This is a genomic window from Clostridium sp. Marseille-QA1073 (assembly GCF_054863625.1).
On the sequence record NZ_JBSVQM010000033.1, the window covers coordinates 1 to 16,799 of the forward strand.

The following is a 16,799-nucleotide window of genomic DNA, read 5'->3' on the forward strand; positions in this document are numbered from 1 at the left end:
ATAAAATAAAGCAGTCCACTTCCAAGTATTATGAGCTCTTTAGTAGTTATATTTTCAGAACAAAATAACCTATACATTTCTTTTAACTTATCAACAAAGATCCCTGCTTCACCAACATTTTTTATTTTTTTACTAAAATTATTGTGTACCAATGAACTTCCTTCTGGCGTTAAAACATATTGCTCATATTTATCTAATTCTCCTTCAATTTGTTCATTTATATAATCCTCTTCTAAAATATTAGAAAAGTTAAATATATCCTCTATGTTATCAATTTTATTATTATAATTATATTTTGGTTGCTTTTTCTCTTTTACATTATTTAAATCATATCCTGAAGCTATTAGTAAATTTTCTAATGGAATTCCTAATGCTCTAGACAATTTTTCTAAATGTTTAATATTAGCTTGCTGTTTTCCATTAAGAATTCTAGAAATAGTTGATGTATCTATACCTGTAATCCTACTTAGCTTTCGAATTGAAAGAGATTTTTCCTTTAAAATAGGTTTAATTATTCTTCCTATTCCCAACTCCCTTTTATTTTCATTCAAGGATATCCCTCCTATAAATTATCTAAAAAATAACTATTAAAATACTTTAAGTTAACTACATACTGTATTTTTATTTTTTGAAAATGTATAAACTTATAATTTCTCATATTACATTATATGTAGCATATTTTCTTTTATTTAACTGTTGCATTTTTATCAACATTTTTTTGCTTTAATAGCACTTTTTTATAAATTTTCACTACTATGTATATTGAGAATATAACAATAGGAGGATATATCTATGTTAGAATCAATATTATTAGTTACATCATTATGTATGGATGCATTTGTTGCTAGTTTTGGATATGGAACAAATAAAATTAAGATTCCCTTTACTTCAGTAACAGTTATCAATTTTGTTTGTTCTGCACTTTTGGCTATATCTCTTTTCTTAGGTTCAGTGATAAAAGACTTTTTGCCTGAAAGTGTATCAATTGGAATATGCTTTACAATTTTAATGATACTTGGAGTAAGCCGCTTTTTAGAAGGGATTATTAAAACTTACTTAAGAAAAAAATCTACTAATAGAAAAAATATAAAATTTAAGCTATTGGATTTAAATTTTATATTAGATATATATGTTGATAATACTAAGGCTGATATGGATAATTCTAGAACTCTTAGCCCAGGTGAAGCTTTTTATCTTGCTATTGCCCTAGGTTTAGATGGAATAGCGGTGGGTTTTGGAAGTGGTTTAGCAAATATAAATTATATTCAAGTAGTACTATTTTCATTAGTTTCTGATATGGTTGCAGTTTTAATTGGGTGTTACTTAGGTAGAAAATTCGTTGAAAAAGTAAATTTAAATCTTTCTTGGTTAAGTGGGCTAATATTGATCATTTTAGCCTTCATGAAACTTGCATAAACTTTATAATCAAAGAATCCTCCCATTATGTGGAGGACTTTTTTAATTATCTTAGTGTATAATTAAAAAAAGGGGGTAATTATATGAAGTTTAAAGAATTTACTAAAAATATATCATCAGGAATTAAAAATAGTATTAAAAGATTTCCAGTTTCTATTGCTCTTTCTTTATGTTGCGCTATTTTATTAATTTATATTTCTGAGCTTGGCTATGATGCGAATCCTGATATAAGAGAAAACCTTATAAAATTAGTTAGAATTTTTGCACTTGGAATTCCACTTTCCTTATGTATAAAACTTTTCTTTGAGAGATTAAAAGAATATAAAAGAATAACAATTTTTCTAACATATATAGGTGGAACTATTCTTCTTATACTTTACTATTTATTTCTACTGAATGATTTTAAAATGGTTTCAATGACAAGATACTTTTCTATAACATTAATACTTTATTTAGCCTTTCTTTTTATACCTTACATCTCTAAGAAAGATAATTTTGAGCTATATGTTATAAAGGTTTTTACAAGCTTTTTTGCAACCTTTATATACTCTATTGTATTGTATCTTGGCTTATGTGCAATTTTATTTACAGTAAACAAACTTTTTGGAATAAATGTTAAGTATCAAATTTATTACTATACTTGGCTTATGGTTTCTCTTTTATTTGCTCCATGCTTTTTTCTTGCTGGAGTTCCATATAGGAATAGAGCTTTTACTTTAAAGGATTATCCAAAGCTTTTAAAGATACTTATTTTATATATTATAATGCCACTAATCGCTATATATACAGCTATATTGTATATATATTTTATTAAAATAATAATAACTTGGCAGTGGCCTCAGGGATTAGTATCTCACCTTGTACTTTGGTATTCAGTTATAACTGCTGGAATCCTATTTTTTATTTCTCCACTTATTGAGGAAAATTCTTGGTCAAAAACCTTTATAAAAGTTTTTCCAAAAGTTCTTCTTCCTCTTATTGTTATGATGTTCTTTTCAATTGGAATAAGGATAAGAGAATATGGAGTTACTGAAAATAGATACTATGTTGTAATTCTTGGATTATGGGTATTTTTAATTATGTTATATTTTTCAATTTGCAAGAAGTTTAAAAATATTATACTACCTATGTCCTTGGCAATAATTATTCTTATTTCTACTTTTGGACCATTTAGTAGTTATTCTACATCAAAACATAGTCAAAATAAAAGGTTTACTAATATACTTAATAAAAATTCCATGATATCAGAAGGCGAAATAATTCCTAATTCCAATATATCAACTGAAGACAAGAATCAAATAAGTAGTATCCTTAGCTATTTTAACAATAAACATAGTCTTAGTAATGTAAAATATCTACCAAAGAACTTTAAAATTCAGGATATGGATAGTGTTTTTGGATTTTCTTATATAGAAAATGAGTACGGTAGCTTAAGTTATTACTCTTATTTTAATAATTATGAAGATAGACTACCATTAGAAATAAAAAATTATGACTATCTTATTGATTCAGAAATACTAAATACAAATAATAGTTCAGTTAATAAATTAAATGCTGAGTTTAATTCACAATCAGGAATTGTAAAAATAACTCTCAATGGAAAGGAATTATACTCAAAAGACCTAAACGAATTCACTAAAAAGCTTATTGATAAATATGGGGTAAATGACAGTGGTCAAAGTATTGACCCAAAAGAAATGACCTTTGAAGATGAAAATGAGAATATAAAAGTTAAATTTTTCTTCTCTCATATTTTATTAAGTAAAGATTCTTCAACAGATAAAATTGAAACTGAAAGAACGGATTTTTATATATTTTTAAAGCTTAAATAATCTAAGTATAGCATAAGTTATAGAGACCTAATATTAAAACCAGCAAACAAATATTTGCTGGTTTTACTTCATAATAAAAAATTTTTAGTTAAGAAATACTGTAAATTTCATTCCTAAATAATAGAGTATTTAAATAGTTATTCATTTCCTATATAAATTTTCAAATTTAAAAACTGTAAGATATCGTTCTTTAACAATAAGAAGCTACTTCATAATTTTAAAGATAAATTAATTCTAAAACTCTCAGCTATTGCTGACAAATATCCAAAATTGTGAATTGAAAAAGTATGAGTTCAAGAATTCTAAATTTTATAGAGGGTTACTACGTAACTTCGAATTTAATGTATGTAATGATATAAGGTGTCCATTATAAGGATTTATAGAAATTTCTATATTTGAGTTTTCTGATTTATTTTCAAAAGTAAACATATACTCATTTGTATTAAAATCTTCCCAATAGGTTTTATTAATAAGTTTATAATTATCTATATTATAAAGAGGCAGTTTTTGTATATATTTATTTGCTAACTCTTCTAACTGCGTTTCTGATAACTTATCACCTGATTCAACCTCTTGTCCTAAAGATGCATAAATCTGTAAAACCTCACCTGTATTTAAATTAAGACTTATAAAAAAATAATCCTTAATATTCTCCTTATGTGTTAAGCGAATATGCATTTCATCACTATATCTATAAATATTTGGTTCAGTTTCTGATAGATCAGTAACATAATCATTAAAATCTATTTCTGAGCCAAAAATTGTTGATAAAATTTCCTTAGACTTATTTATAATCCTATCATCACTTATACTACTATTATAGTTTCTGGTAGTATATTCATTTAAAATCATATCTCTTTCATAAACTGTATTTTCATTAATAGGATTTTGTATGCTTAAAAATACTACCAATGCTGCTCCCAAAAACACAGTGGCAATTGTAATCGTATATCTCATAGGTTTACCTCATCATTAAATAGTATTATAATTTTAGTACCTTTACCAAATGTACTTTCAATACTCCAGCTCATATGGTGAATTTCTAATATTTGTTTACATATAGATAGCCCTAATCCAAAACCATTAATAGAACTTTGCCTAGATTTATCAATCATATAAAAAGGCTCTAATATTTTCTTAAGTTCTTTTTCTTCTATTCCTACACCTGTATCTTCAATTTTTAAAGAATTCTCCATAATCTCTAGAATTATAGTTTTTTCTGCGCTGTCATTTAAAGCTTTTATAGAGTTATCTATTAAATTTGTAATTAGCACCATAAAAAGTTCCTTGTCCACATTTATATGATAACTATATCCCTTAATTTCTAAAGTAATATCTTTTTCTTTAAGCTTAGGATCAAATGTAGATTTTACTTCCTTCAAGGTATCATATAAATCTATATTTTCTTTATGTAATACAGTCTTATCTAAAGTTATAAGTTTTACAAGCTTTGAAGTAAGAGATAGTATTCTTTTCCCTTCTCTATTAATATTTACAAAGGAATCCCTCATAAGATCTAAATCAGTAACTTTCTTATTAACCATTAAACTAGAATAACCAATTATAGAGGTTAAAGGTGTTCTGATTTCATGGGTTAGATTATCTATAAATCTTTGTTTAGATTGGTTTTGTCCTTTTAATAGTCTAAGTTTATTTTCAATTTCATCATTCATCAAGTTAAATTGTTCTGAAATTACTTTAAACTCATAAACATTGCTAGAGTAATTAAGTTTTTCAGTATAATTGCCATTTATTATTTCTTTTATATTATTTATTAATATTTCTATAGGCTTTGTTATTTCCTTAGCAATAGAATAAATTATAATTATGATTATAATTGCCAGTAAAATATTTATTGTAAATATAAAGTAAATATTATTTAACTTATCCTGCTTAAGAAAGGAGATATCATCTATATATGTAAAATAAATACCTGACCCATTTAGAATAATTTTATTATTTATAATTAGATAGGTTTTATCTTCATTCTTTGTTATTAAATATTTTACTTTATTGTTTTTGATGTCAAAAATTTCTTCTTTAATAGGTACCTTATTTTTGAAGATGAATATATAATTTCTTTATTTAAGTTTCTAAATTCTAATGCAATATTTTCATTTGGAAGATTTCTTAAATAATCTTCTGTTCTATGTTGTAATATTTCTTTATTTGTTAAGAAAAGATTTTTTAAGTTCTCTCCCGCTTTTATATTTGAATATATTAAAGAATAGCTAGCAAAACTAGAATCTATAACTTTTTTAAAATTAGTATTATAGGTAGTTTGAATTAAAAAATATGCAAAAATATTAATGGTTATAAAAAACATGACTCCAAAATTAATTAACATCTTTTTCTGTAGTTTCATATATGATTTATCTCCTTTAATTTTTACAGAATTCTATTCTTTAAGTTTATACCCTACCTTGTACATAGTTTGCAAATAATCTTTTAAATTAAGTTTTTCTCTTAATCTCTTAACATGCATATCTACAGTTCTAGTTTCTCCATAAAAATCATATCCCCATATTTTATTTAATAACACCTCTCTGGTTAAAACTATGTTTTTATGATTTAAAAACTCTAGCAATAAATCAAATTCTTTTGGTGTTAAATATATTTCCTCATTATTCATAGTTACTGTTCTCTCATTTTCTAATACCATAATATGCTTAAATGTGATAGTTTCGGATTTTTTGTTATTCGTCCTGCTCCTTCTTAAAAGTGCCTCTACTCTAGCTAATAATTCTAAAGGTTCAAAGGGTTTAGTTATATAATCATCTGCTCCAAGTTTAAGTCCCATCACCTTATCTTGTATAGAACTTTTAGCAGTTAAAAAAATCACAGGTATATTTTTGTTTTGAATTTCATGAAGTACTCCATATCCGTCTATTTTAGGTAACATTATATCTAAAAGAATTAAATCTATCTCCTCTTCATTAAGCTTACTTATAGCTACCTCTCCATCTTCAGCAGCTATAGCATTGTAATTTTCCATTTGAAGTGTTAATAGAATTAAATTTCTTATTGTACTATCATCTTCTACAATCAAAATTTTTGCCATAATATTCTCCTTATAAAAATTCTTTTTAAAATTTAATATAGTAACTATTATATCAAAGAATTAAGGAAACATTAATTTCTTTACTGTTATTGACTACAAGTAAATTATTACAATATTTATTAAAAACCTAGAAAGTACTTTATAGTTTAGCACCCCTAGGTCTGTTATTTATAATATATAGATATATGGCTTTAAGTTTTAATGTATGGATTACATAATTATTTTCTTAAATTATTTAGAATACTAAAGGAATGATACTTGTTTTAATATATTAATTTAAAAAGACAATATATCTATATATGTACTACCTTAAAAATCAATGTATAGCTACATTCTTACATATTTCAATTCACAACTTTAATTAATAGAGAATTGAAAATGGACAATTGACAATTGATATTAAAATTAATTTTTTACTCGTAATAAAATGTTTGTTTTCTACCTCTGGGGAACAGTAGTAAAGCCCTGAAAGGGTTCCCCTGAGGTGCAGTATAGTTTGGAACAACATCCATTGAATCTAATTAGAATAATGGAGATACACAATAAAACTAAAATTTTAGTTAATGTATTAAATATTGAATCATACCATACTGCACCCTCAGGGGTATATTTTAAAGTGTAGTTTTTGCTATTAGTTTTATGTATATACCTTTGGTTTTCTATTGCTTTTTTGATTTGTAATATACCCCAGGGGTGGAAAAGAATCCACAATTATAATCTGTTATATCTACTTTATAATCTTGTGTATAATCTATGTATTTTTTATTTGATAGTTTTAAACTTATATCCTTGCTCTTTTAAATACTCAATTATATTTGGTAAGGCATTTGCAGTTTCTTCCTTACCATATGTATCATGCATTAATATAACTATTTTGTTTTGCTCTCCTGCCGTATTCTTAACTTCAGCTAATAATTCTTCTGCATTTTTCCCAGTACCATCAGCATCACCATTCATAGCATTCCAATCTATACTATACCAGTTCTCTTTTTTAAGTCTTTCATTAAACGCTCCTAGATTAGGATCATTATAATATTCTCTAGACATATATCCACCTGGCATTCTTAAAACCTTTGTATTAAAGTCTTGTCCAATTATTTCTTTCATGGCATTATCAGTACTCTCTACTTCTTTCATATAGGTTTCTATATCAAGTTGATTATTAGGATAAAGTGTTTCTAAACTATGGGTATAACTATGATTACCTAATGCATGTCCCTCATCATAAATTCGCTTAACTAATTTTTTACTCTCTTCATTTTTTTCAATATTTTCTCCTAGTTGAAAAAACGTTGCTTTAACATTATATTCCTTCAAAGTATCTAGAATTTTTGGTGTCACTGATGTTGATGGACCATCATCAAAAGTTAAAAAAGCTATCTTTTCACCATCATCTTCATATGTTCCTTTTAACATCTGCTCAACTTTAGCTGCATCAACAGCATTTTCATCTAAATTAAATTTTTTATCTTTTTTATCTTCATATATATTTGATAGATTTTCACTTTTCTCACTTAAACTTTCATGATTCTCTATAAATACTGTTGTAGGTTCTTCCCCTCTTATAGCTTTTGCTGTTCCCAATATAGTAACTACCCCTGCAATTATTCCTAATGCTATTAATTTCATTAATCCTTTTCTTCTCATTACAATACCCCCTTAAACTTCTGTTTTTTATTTAATCTGTTTTTCTTCTCTCATAAAGTATTATATATATCACTTTCGATATTCTTTTATAGAGTTTGTATAGAAGTTGTAAAGTTTTTCTTAAATTTTTATTAAGCATATTTTTTAGTTGTCAGAAATAAATGAGCCTATTATCTACTAAGTTAAATTGCTATATTAATTATTTGTACTAAAAAATCCACCAAAGTTATTGGTGGATTTTCATCACATTAAATAATATTTTTTAAAACATTATTTAATTGTCTTCTTTTTAAAATTTAAGTTTAACTTTTGCTCTTAAAGGTAAATCAATATATTTATTGCAGATTACTTTCAGTTTACTATTTTGGCTTTTTAAAGTATAAATATACCTATCCTCTACATAAAGTTTCTTATAAATAACTATAGAACTGTTTTCATCTAATGCAATTTCAATATCTTCAGCTTTAGATATTAATGTTAACTTATAGTGAGACGACTTATCTCCCTTTAAATTTATATTAAAAATATCATTAATAAAATAATTATTTTCAGTCAGTCCTTTTATTACATTACAGTTTCCAAAAAAGTTGACAACCTCTAAAGAATTCAGTTTCTCATATATTTCATAAGATGTTCCAACTTGGAGTATCTTTCCTTCACTCATAAGAGCTATCTTATTCAAAATAGTTAAAGCTTTTTAAAAATACTATTATAATATTAAAACTGAAAAATTTTATAAAGCATGATTCAGGCATCTTCAAAAAAATAACTAGTTTATACTCCAGTATATTTTATTTCAGATGCCTTATCTATAGAAAAATTTGAAGCATTATAAAAAAGTTTGTTATAACGTACCCTTACAATTACGCAGCTAATTTTAAAAATTGTTTTATAGAAATAGCGTATTGTATCTCTTTTGTTAGTTCCTTATCTTTTATAAAACCTACTTTTTTAAATGCTCTTTTGGAGCGTTCATTTTCAAAATTGATTTTTGCAATTACCTCATCAACTCTCCATTCAAAAAATGCTTGTTTCAAGCCTTCTTTAATTGCATTAGCTCCTAAGCCTTTTCCCCACTCTTCCTTATCTCCAATCACTATAACCATCTCTGCTATTTTACCTTTAGGTACAAGTCTTAGAAAACCAATTGGTTCTTTTTCATCCCTTGTTATCATAAAAAAGCTCCCATATTGATTAAATAAAGGAGTAAGAATAGGCATATTAACTCTATATATTGTTTCTCTAATGCTATTTCCAACATTTTGTCTTTCATTTAAGTATTTTATTATTTCATCATCTTCTAACCAATCAATAATTTTCCAAGCATCAGATGCAAACACTTCTTGGCGTAATTTTACCGTATTATCTTTCATTAGTAATTTTCCCCCTAAAAATAATAAAAGCCTACTATAGGCATAATTCTGCCCAATAATAGGTGTAAAATCAATTACCTTGAAAGTGTACCATCATCACCCATTTAAATCAAATCCTGTAAATAGGGTTACAGGAGAATACTGATTGAAAGAGGATTATTCCTTACCTTTTCTCCATATTCGACATATACTTCTATTTTTAGCGGTAAAAATACAATTATTAGTGAGATATATAATTAGAACGTGGAATTTAATTATTGCAGAAGATGGCATTCAAGACATTTAAAATCTTATTCTTATAAGTAATTATATTATATTTGCAGAAAAAGTCCAGCCTCTATAAATTTTAGAGAAAAACACAGTATTAATCAATTCACAATTGTGGATATTTCTCATCAAAAGTCGAGAAATTGATAACTTATTTATTTTTTAAGTGACACAGTCACTTTTATTAAAAAATCTATTAAAGAAATTGATTCATAAAGAATTAATTTCCACCATAATTGTGAACTGTGGATTGTGCATTGACTAACTGTAGGGGAGAACAGTGTTCTCCAGAAATTCCAAATTAGTTGCTATTATTAAATATGGGGACGGTTCATTACAAATTATAAAATAAAAACTATTAAAAAGCATGAACCGTCCCTTACTCCTAAGAAATATATTTTAAAATAATAAAAAGTAAAAATCCTAAAGCTAGAAATACTAACCTTAGGATTTTTATTAATTAATTATAAATTTTATTACAGCTAATCCCCATATGTAATGGGTAAAATACATAAAACATATATTTACTAAACTTATTGTTCAATCCTCTTTCTCCATTATAAAGAAGCATAAATGGAACTGCTGTTATAAATAAAAAGTCTGAGTTATACATAAGCATATCTATAGTTACATCTAATGTTGGGTAAATAACCAAATTCATTTTAAGCATTATAGCGAATAATAAAATATATCCAATTAATAATTTTTATTATTTCCCCTAAAGAAATAAGTTATTATTATAAATGGTATAAGATTCATTCCACCTTCTACAAATAGAGCTCCAGGAATTAGAAGAATAGATAATATTATTACTCCTATCTTTTTATTTCCTTCACATTTTTTACTGTACTCTAATAGATTTATAATAGTAAGTCCAAGGGCTAATGTAGCAAATATATTATTGGATACACTTACATCTTTAGATATTAAGAGCATATTAATAATTGAGTTACCAAGCATCATAAATATAGCCCAACCCGCTAACCTTATATTATACTTTAACTTGTTTCTAGTATGAAATAAGCCTTCTACTAAGAAAAATGCAAATAGTGGTGCAACAAATCTTGATAGTGGATGAAACCATATTGGAAACACCCCCCCCCCCCCCCCCCCCCTTTCTCTCTCTCTCTCTCTCTCTCTCTCTCTTTTTTTTTTTTTTTTTTTGGAAAAGCAAACCACAAATGATCTAATAACATAATTACAAGTGCAAAAATTTTAATTGAAAAGCATTTAATTTTTTCATATTTTCTCCCTTCATCAACTAATTTTATAAAACCATTATATAAAATTAATATTGAAGGACAAATCTAAGTTCATTACATCTAGCTTACATCTTTGTAATGTTAAAGTAATTAATTTTTAAGGTAGTATATCTATAATTTAATTACATAAAAACCACCATATTAATTATAACAATTGGTTTTATACTATTTTTCATATCATTATGTAAAAATATTTTTTAAATAAAATCATTTTACCTATAGATACATATTATCACTTAGAAAATAAATAAAATTAAACCTTCTTTATTAAAAATAATCGTATTTACATTAAACTATTACACTATAAATCTATAAACTAATTATTATAATAAAGGCTTTCTGAAGGGTATTCAGCATCACAGGTTACATCTATTCCTAGTTTTCCTAAAGTTTGCTCGTCATTCCTACTTAAAATTGTAGTTGAATGAGCTTGGCATCCTTTTAGCATTGCTAACTTCTTCATAGCTACTTGTGCTGTTGGATTTGTAGCTGCACATATACTAAGAGCAATTAATATTTCTTCACAACTTAAAGCTGTACTCTTACTTCCTAATGTCTTTAATTTAAAATTTATAATTGGTTCAAGTATAACTGGAGAAATAAGATGGATTTCATCAGATATATTTGCAAGGTATTTAACAGCATTTAAAACCACAGCAGCTGTCGCGTTCATTACATTTGAGCTTTTACCAGTTAATATTGTTCCGTCATTAAGTTCTATTGCTAGAACAGGACAAACATCATTTTTATTAGATGTTTCCTTTAATTGAGCTGAACGTTCCCTTGCAGGAATAACAACTTTTCTATCTTCTTCTTTTAAATTAAGTTCTTCCATAATAAGCTTAATTCTTTGGAAGGTTTCTTTATCTACATAACCTTTTTTATATTCACAACCTGTTTTGAAATATCTTCTAATTACCTCTTGCTTAGATGCTTCTTTAATAACCTCGTCATCAATAATTCCAAATCCAACTCTATTAACTCCCATATCTGTTGGAGATTTATATACAGACTCTTCTCCTGTTATCTTTTCTATAATTCTTTTAAGTACAGGGAATGTTTCAATATCACGATTATAATTTACAGCTATTTTATTGTAAGCATCAACATGGAAGGAATCAATCATATTTACATCCTTAAGATCTACCGTTGCAGCTTCATAAGCTATATTTAAAGGATGTTTTAGTGGAACATTCCATACAGGGAATGTTTCAAATTTTGAATAACCTGCCACTTTACCTTGTTTATATTCGTGATAAAGCTGACTAAGACAAGTTGCTAATTTACCACTTCCTGGTCCTGGTGCTGTTACAACAACAATAGGTTTTGAGGTTTCAATATATGGATTTTTACCATATCCTTCGTCACTTACAATTGTATCTACGTCTGTAGGATATCCTTTAGTTTCTCTGTGCTTATATACTTTTATTCCTCTACGTTCAAGCTTATTTATAAAAACAGTTGTTGCTGGCTGCCCTTCATATCTTGTTATTACTACACTATTTACATCAAGTTCATATGCTCTTAAGTCATCTATCAATCTTAAAACATCAATATCATAAGTTATACCGAAATCTCCTCTTATTTTGTTTCTTTCGATATCTCCTGCATATACACAAATAACAACTTCTACTTTTTCTTTTAATTTATGTAGAAGTTTAATTTTTGCATTTTCATCAAATCCAGGTAAAACTCTTTTTGCATGAAGGTCAAATAATAATTTCCCTCCAAATTCTAAGTATAACTTATCATAATTATTAACTCTCTCTAAAATATACTTTGATTGCTCTTCTAAATATTTTTTGTGGTCAAATCCTATCTTCATTTTTACTCCTCACTATATGAAATTATTATAAAACTTTTGTATTATTTGTATAAATTTATATCTACAATTACTTCTTTTCACAATTGTTCATTATTACACAATTTTAATTTAAAGTAAACACCATTATAATTATTCTCTTATATAATTAATTTTACTACTAGACTATATACTAAATAAAATAATTAGTACAATACATTAATTATTTTATATTTAATATAAAAAACCGTATACACTTTTTGTGTATACGGATTATTTTGTGAATTTGAAGTATAATTTTAAAATTAATAACTACTTTTCTATATTTATACAACCTTTAGCTACTGCTAAAACTTCATAAAAATTATCCATATTCATATCAATAAATTCTAACAGTTCTTACCTATGACTTTTCATCAATATTGAGTTTTTCTATATATATTTTTTTCACTTATTTTTATTATATCCTAATCTTTAAAAACTTTAAACACAGTAAAATTTAAACCTTATATAATCAACTTTATTTTAACTCTAACTCAAAATTTTATAAACATCAGCATACTAAAAATAACTAGTATATATTACTCCTCCTTCATTTTTTTGCAATCATAATGAATAATTCATAATCAACATTTCTTTCTTCTATGACTTTACTTCCTTTATAAAAGACTTTATTTTTTATATCTTTAAATCCTATATTTTTTAAAGTTTCCATCAAATCATTCTGATTAAATCCATTATGACCTTCAAAACCTTTTTCTGAGCTATGAAAGGTTCCATCCTCTTCAACTAAATCTACTATATATAGTTCTCCTTCTAAGCTCAGCAAACTGTATAGTTTTTCTAATACCTTATTTATATTTACAATATGATGTAATGTCATAGAGGTATATATGGCATCATATTTATTTTTATCATCTATTTCGTCAATATCTCCACACCATGTACGAATATTATTTACATTTTGATTTTTAATTTTTTTATTTACCTCTTCAATCATACCTGCAGAATTATCTACCATCATAATATCTTTAAATTTATTTCTTAAATTAAAAGTTATAAGACCAGTTCCACATCCAAATTCCATAGCATTATTATTTATTTTGTCCCCTAACCATTTATCTATTTCCCCTGAAATTAATTTTGCTCTAGCTATTCTTTTATCATCATCCCAACTTTTAGCCTCAAAATCAAAATTCATATAATCCCCTCCAAATTTAATGTATAAGTTAATATAATTATATCTTTAAATTCTTTTAATACACAACTTATACAATTGAGAATTAATAATAGACATTTGACTACTATAGTTAAAATTAATTCTTTAATAAATCTTCTACTGGCAATATAATTGCTAGCTTTTATTAAGAAAAGAAATAAATTTAAGGCTTTTTCTATAAAGAAAAAGTTTCCTCAATTCTCCATTTTTCATAGTCAATTCTCAATTATATAAAGCTTACACCTATTGATGTAAGCTTCTATTATATTTTATTATACTCTTCTATCCACTATTCTTCTTATCTTCCCTGTACGTCCCACTCTTTCTATTCCAAAGGGTGGTAATAGTTCAACTTTTAAATTCTTAATTAAATTCTTTTCATAATCTATTCCTAAACTTCTAATATTACTTTTTAAAGAAGTTACTATTTTATTTTTTAATATATCTCCTTTTAAAGCCGTGTCTTTATCCTTTGTTTCTATCTTAAATGTTACATTTCTCATTTCATCTACATTGTCAACTACCACTTGGAAGAAAGGTGATACTTCATTAACATCATTTAATGCTTCATATACATCATTTATATATATATCTGATACATTAAATCTTATAACATCATCAGTTCTTGACAATAGTTTAAATTTCTTTGAAGTTCTGCCGCAGGAGCATGGTTCATCAATCCACTGGATACTATCTCCAAGTCTATATCGTATTATAGGATTAAGAAATCTATTTAAGGTTGTTACAATTGCACCTCCATTTTCATCTCTTTCTACATAACACCATTCATCCATAACATGATGCTCAGTTCCCTTACAACATTCACACTGAAATCCTATTGGTCCAACTTCTACTGCTGCATATCCAAAAGATGCTATCTTATTTGCACCAAATATCTTCTTTACATATTCTTGTGCTTTTGGAGACATATGCTCCCCTGCATAAAATATTTTTTCTAGCTTAATATTCTCATTTAATTTTTCTACCTCTTGAGCTAAAAGTACAATATTTCCTGGAAGACTTATAAGTACATTAGGTTTAAACTTTTTTAAATATTCTATACTTTCCTTCTCAGGCTGGTTAGCTGTTAGAGATAGTATTTTACAACCTGTTTCCTCTAATCCCTCATTTACTGCTGGAAAAGCAGTCCAAAGGGCACCGGCTTTCATGTAATTAACTGCAAAATCATTTTCATTTATCCCAACAGCTCTAAAACCCTCTCCAAATATTTTTTTAGATTCTTCAAATTCCTTACTTGAATAAGCTACATATTTCATTTTACCTGTAGTTCCTCCAGCTGAAAAAACATAAGAACTTTCCATATTTCCTGTAATCATATCTCTGCTCTTATCTATACTATTTTCATAAATATGTTTCTTTTCAAGTATAGGAAGGTTTCTAAAATCCTGTAAGCTTTTTAATGGTAGAGATATGTCTTTGTAAAACTCTTTATAAAATGGTGATTTTACAGCCTCATTAATAAGGGAATTTAATCTCCAAAGTAATATATCTTCTTTTTTATGCTCATCAACATATTCAAGTCCTAAATCATCTATATCAATATTTTCTTTATTTATAAATCTCACAAGTAAATTAGTAATATATATTCCATCATGAGGTAAAGAATCATCCTCACTTTTGCTCATAAATCCTGGCTTGCAAAACCTCATTATTCCAAAATCAATGAAATCTTCAATTATATCTTGTATTCCACCATTACATGCTATAGCTAATGTCGACATATAGTATTTTAAAAGTTGTATATTTCCATCTAAAATATCCTTATAGCTATCAACTACATTAACATATATAGTTCTGTTCAATGGCGAGTCAACAATATTATTTTTCTCTTCCATAATTATAGTATGATTTGCATTTTTACCTTCTAACACCAATGCCCTATTGTTAAACTCTTCCCATTTTGCAATTTCTCTTTTCTTTCTTATCTCAACAGCAGAATCTATATCCAATTGATTTTGAGGAAATTCTTTTCCTTTTTCTTCTAAAGCATCATATAAATATTGAATAAAATTTTTAACATTATCACTATTCTCTATAAATATATTTTGACAGCTTGTACATGCTCTTTGCTCCCAAAAAACTATATCATCAGCGAAACCTTTTGCAGTTTCTCTTAATTCATCGTCATTTAAACCTTTACATACAATACCAAAGCTTATTTTGGGACCAAAAGAATACAGCTGAGTATTAACAGATAGACCATTCTTATAACTTTTTACTGCTTCTTCTCCACCAAATAAAAGTATGGAATCAAAGCTGTTTTTAGCAATTTTATCTAAAGCTTTATTACTACTTTTCCAATAAGTAATAGTTATATATGGAGTAATTGTTTTATCTATATCTACTTCTTCTAATGCTCTATAAAATAGTGTTGGAAATAAAAAATCTTGGCTAGAAACTTTTAATATATTTATATTTTTCGTTATTATTCCCATAATTAGTGAATCTATTGAACCTAAAAATATATTTCCTGCTGCTATATGAAGAACCGATCCAATTGGAACTGCTCTAGTTATCTTAGAGTATCTATCCTTCGTAAAGGTATCTAGACAATGGTAATCTCCAAGACTTTTTAATCTTAATTTTAAGGAATTTATACTTAACATTTCTTTAAGGGCATCCATACCCATATCAATCATTGAAGAAGAGTAACTAATTAACTTAGGCATTTTTTCCATTATTTCTTTATAATAGTCTCCATCTTTATCACATAATTTGTATGCAGTTCTTTCCAAAATATAAAGTATTTTATCTATAGGTGTATTACTAAACTTCTTAGATTTTTTTCTTAAAAGAGTTGAATCAAAATATTTATTTGCCTTTTCTTCTGTTAATTCTCCACTTATATCTAACTGTTCTCCAAAACATATATGTTTAAAATCTTCTAATCTCATACTCGT

The 16,799-nt window shown here is 26.2% G+C and carries 15 protein-coding genes; 2 read left to right on the plus strand and 13 right to left on the minus strand.

Going from position 1 to position 16,799, the window contains the following annotated elements:
* Positions 1-551 (minus strand): helix-turn-helix domain-containing protein (locus ACY1IQ_RS19345; RefSeq protein WP_461615524.1); only part of this gene is annotated, 551 nt, incomplete at its 3' end.
* 241 nt (positions 552-792) lie between these two features.
* On the opposite strand from ACY1IQ_RS19345, the gene ytaF reads away from it, so the two are divergent.
* Both ytaF and ACY1IQ_RS19355 read left to right on the plus strand, forming a co-directional pair.
* Positions 793-1,416, plus strand: a complete 624-nt coding sequence (gene ytaF, locus ACY1IQ_RS19350) for a sporulation membrane protein YtaF (RefSeq protein WP_461615525.1) — start codon at positions 793-795, stop codon at positions 1,414-1,416.
* Positions 1,417-1,499: 83 nt separating this feature from the next.
* A complete protein-coding gene (locus ACY1IQ_RS19355; RefSeq protein WP_461615526.1) occupies positions 1,500-3,248 on the plus strand; it encodes a DUF4153 domain-containing protein in 1,749 nt (582 codons plus the stop codon).
* 309 nt (positions 3,249-3,557) lie between these two features.
* Here ACY1IQ_RS19355 and ACY1IQ_RS19360 read toward each other — a convergent pair whose 3' ends face one another.
* The 12 genes from ACY1IQ_RS19360 to ACY1IQ_RS19415 all read right to left on the minus strand — a co-directional run bounded on the left by ACY1IQ_RS19360 (position 3,558) and on the right by ACY1IQ_RS19415 (position 16,793).
* Positions 3,558-4,205 carry a hypothetical protein gene (locus ACY1IQ_RS19360; RefSeq protein WP_461615527.1) on the minus strand — a complete coding sequence of 216 codons (648 nt, stop codon included), beginning with the start codon at positions 4,203-4,205 and terminating at the stop codon, positions 3,558-3,560.
* A complete protein-coding gene (locus ACY1IQ_RS19365; protein ID WP_461615528.1) occupies positions 4,202-4,921 on the minus strand; it encodes a sensor histidine kinase in 720 nt (239 codons plus the stop codon). Before ACY1IQ_RS19365 ends, ACY1IQ_RS19360 begins: the two co-directional genes overlap by 4 nt.
* Before the next feature lie 332 nt (positions 4,922-5,253).
* Positions 5,254-5,613 carry a hypothetical protein gene (locus ACY1IQ_RS19370; protein WP_461615529.1) on the minus strand — a complete coding sequence of 120 codons (360 nt, stop codon included), beginning with the start codon at positions 5,611-5,613 and terminating at the stop codon, positions 5,254-5,256.
* 33 nt (positions 5,614-5,646) lie between these two features.
* Entirely contained in the window at positions 5,647-6,309 is a 663-nt protein-coding gene (locus tag ACY1IQ_RS19375; RefSeq protein ID WP_461615530.1) for a response regulator transcription factor, read from the minus strand.
* 762 nt (positions 6,310-7,071) lie between these two features.
* Positions 7,072-7,956, minus strand: a complete 885-nt coding sequence (locus ACY1IQ_RS19380) for a polysaccharide deacetylase family protein (protein WP_461615531.1) — start codon at positions 7,954-7,956, stop codon at positions 7,072-7,074.
* A 289-nt stretch (positions 7,957-8,245) separates the two neighbouring features.
* Positions 8,246-8,638 carry an ATP-binding cassette domain-containing protein gene (locus tag ACY1IQ_RS19385; protein WP_461615532.1) on the minus strand — a complete coding sequence of 131 codons (393 nt, stop codon included), beginning with the start codon at positions 8,636-8,638 and terminating at the stop codon, positions 8,246-8,248.
* 181 nt (positions 8,639-8,819) lie between these two features.
* Positions 8,820-9,329 carry a GNAT family N-acetyltransferase gene (locus tag ACY1IQ_RS19390; protein ID WP_461615533.1) on the minus strand — a complete coding sequence of 170 codons (510 nt, stop codon included), beginning with the start codon at positions 9,327-9,329 and terminating at the stop codon, positions 8,820-8,822.
* Between the two features lie 727 nt (positions 9,330-10,056).
* The gene (locus ACY1IQ_RS19395) at positions 10,057-10,257 is read right to left on the minus strand and encodes a TraX family protein (protein ID WP_461615534.1); all 201 of its coding nucleotides are present in this window, start codon (positions 10,255-10,257) and stop codon (positions 10,057-10,059) included.
* A 35-nt stretch (positions 10,258-10,292) separates the two neighbouring features.
* Positions 10,293-10,691 carry a TraX family protein gene (locus ACY1IQ_RS19400; RefSeq protein ID WP_461615535.1) on the minus strand — a complete coding sequence of 133 codons (399 nt, stop codon included), beginning with the start codon at positions 10,689-10,691 and terminating at the stop codon, positions 10,293-10,295.
* A 483-nt stretch (positions 10,692-11,174) separates the two neighbouring features.
* Positions 11,175-12,683: a DUF1846 domain-containing protein gene (locus ACY1IQ_RS19405; RefSeq protein ID WP_461615536.1), complete on the minus strand. Its 1,509-nt coding sequence runs from the start codon at positions 12,681-12,683 to the stop codon at positions 11,175-11,177.
* A 568-nt stretch (positions 12,684-13,251) separates the two neighbouring features.
* Positions 13,252-13,860, minus strand: a complete 609-nt coding sequence (locus ACY1IQ_RS19410; RefSeq protein ID WP_461615537.1) for a class I SAM-dependent methyltransferase — start codon at positions 13,858-13,860, stop codon at positions 13,252-13,254.
* Positions 13,861-14,150: 290 nt separating this feature from the next.
* Entirely contained in the window at positions 14,151-16,793 is a 2,643-nt protein-coding gene (locus tag ACY1IQ_RS19415) for an aldehyde dehydrogenase family protein (protein ID WP_461615538.1), read from the minus strand.
* Positions 16,794-16,799: the final 6 nt, after the last annotated feature.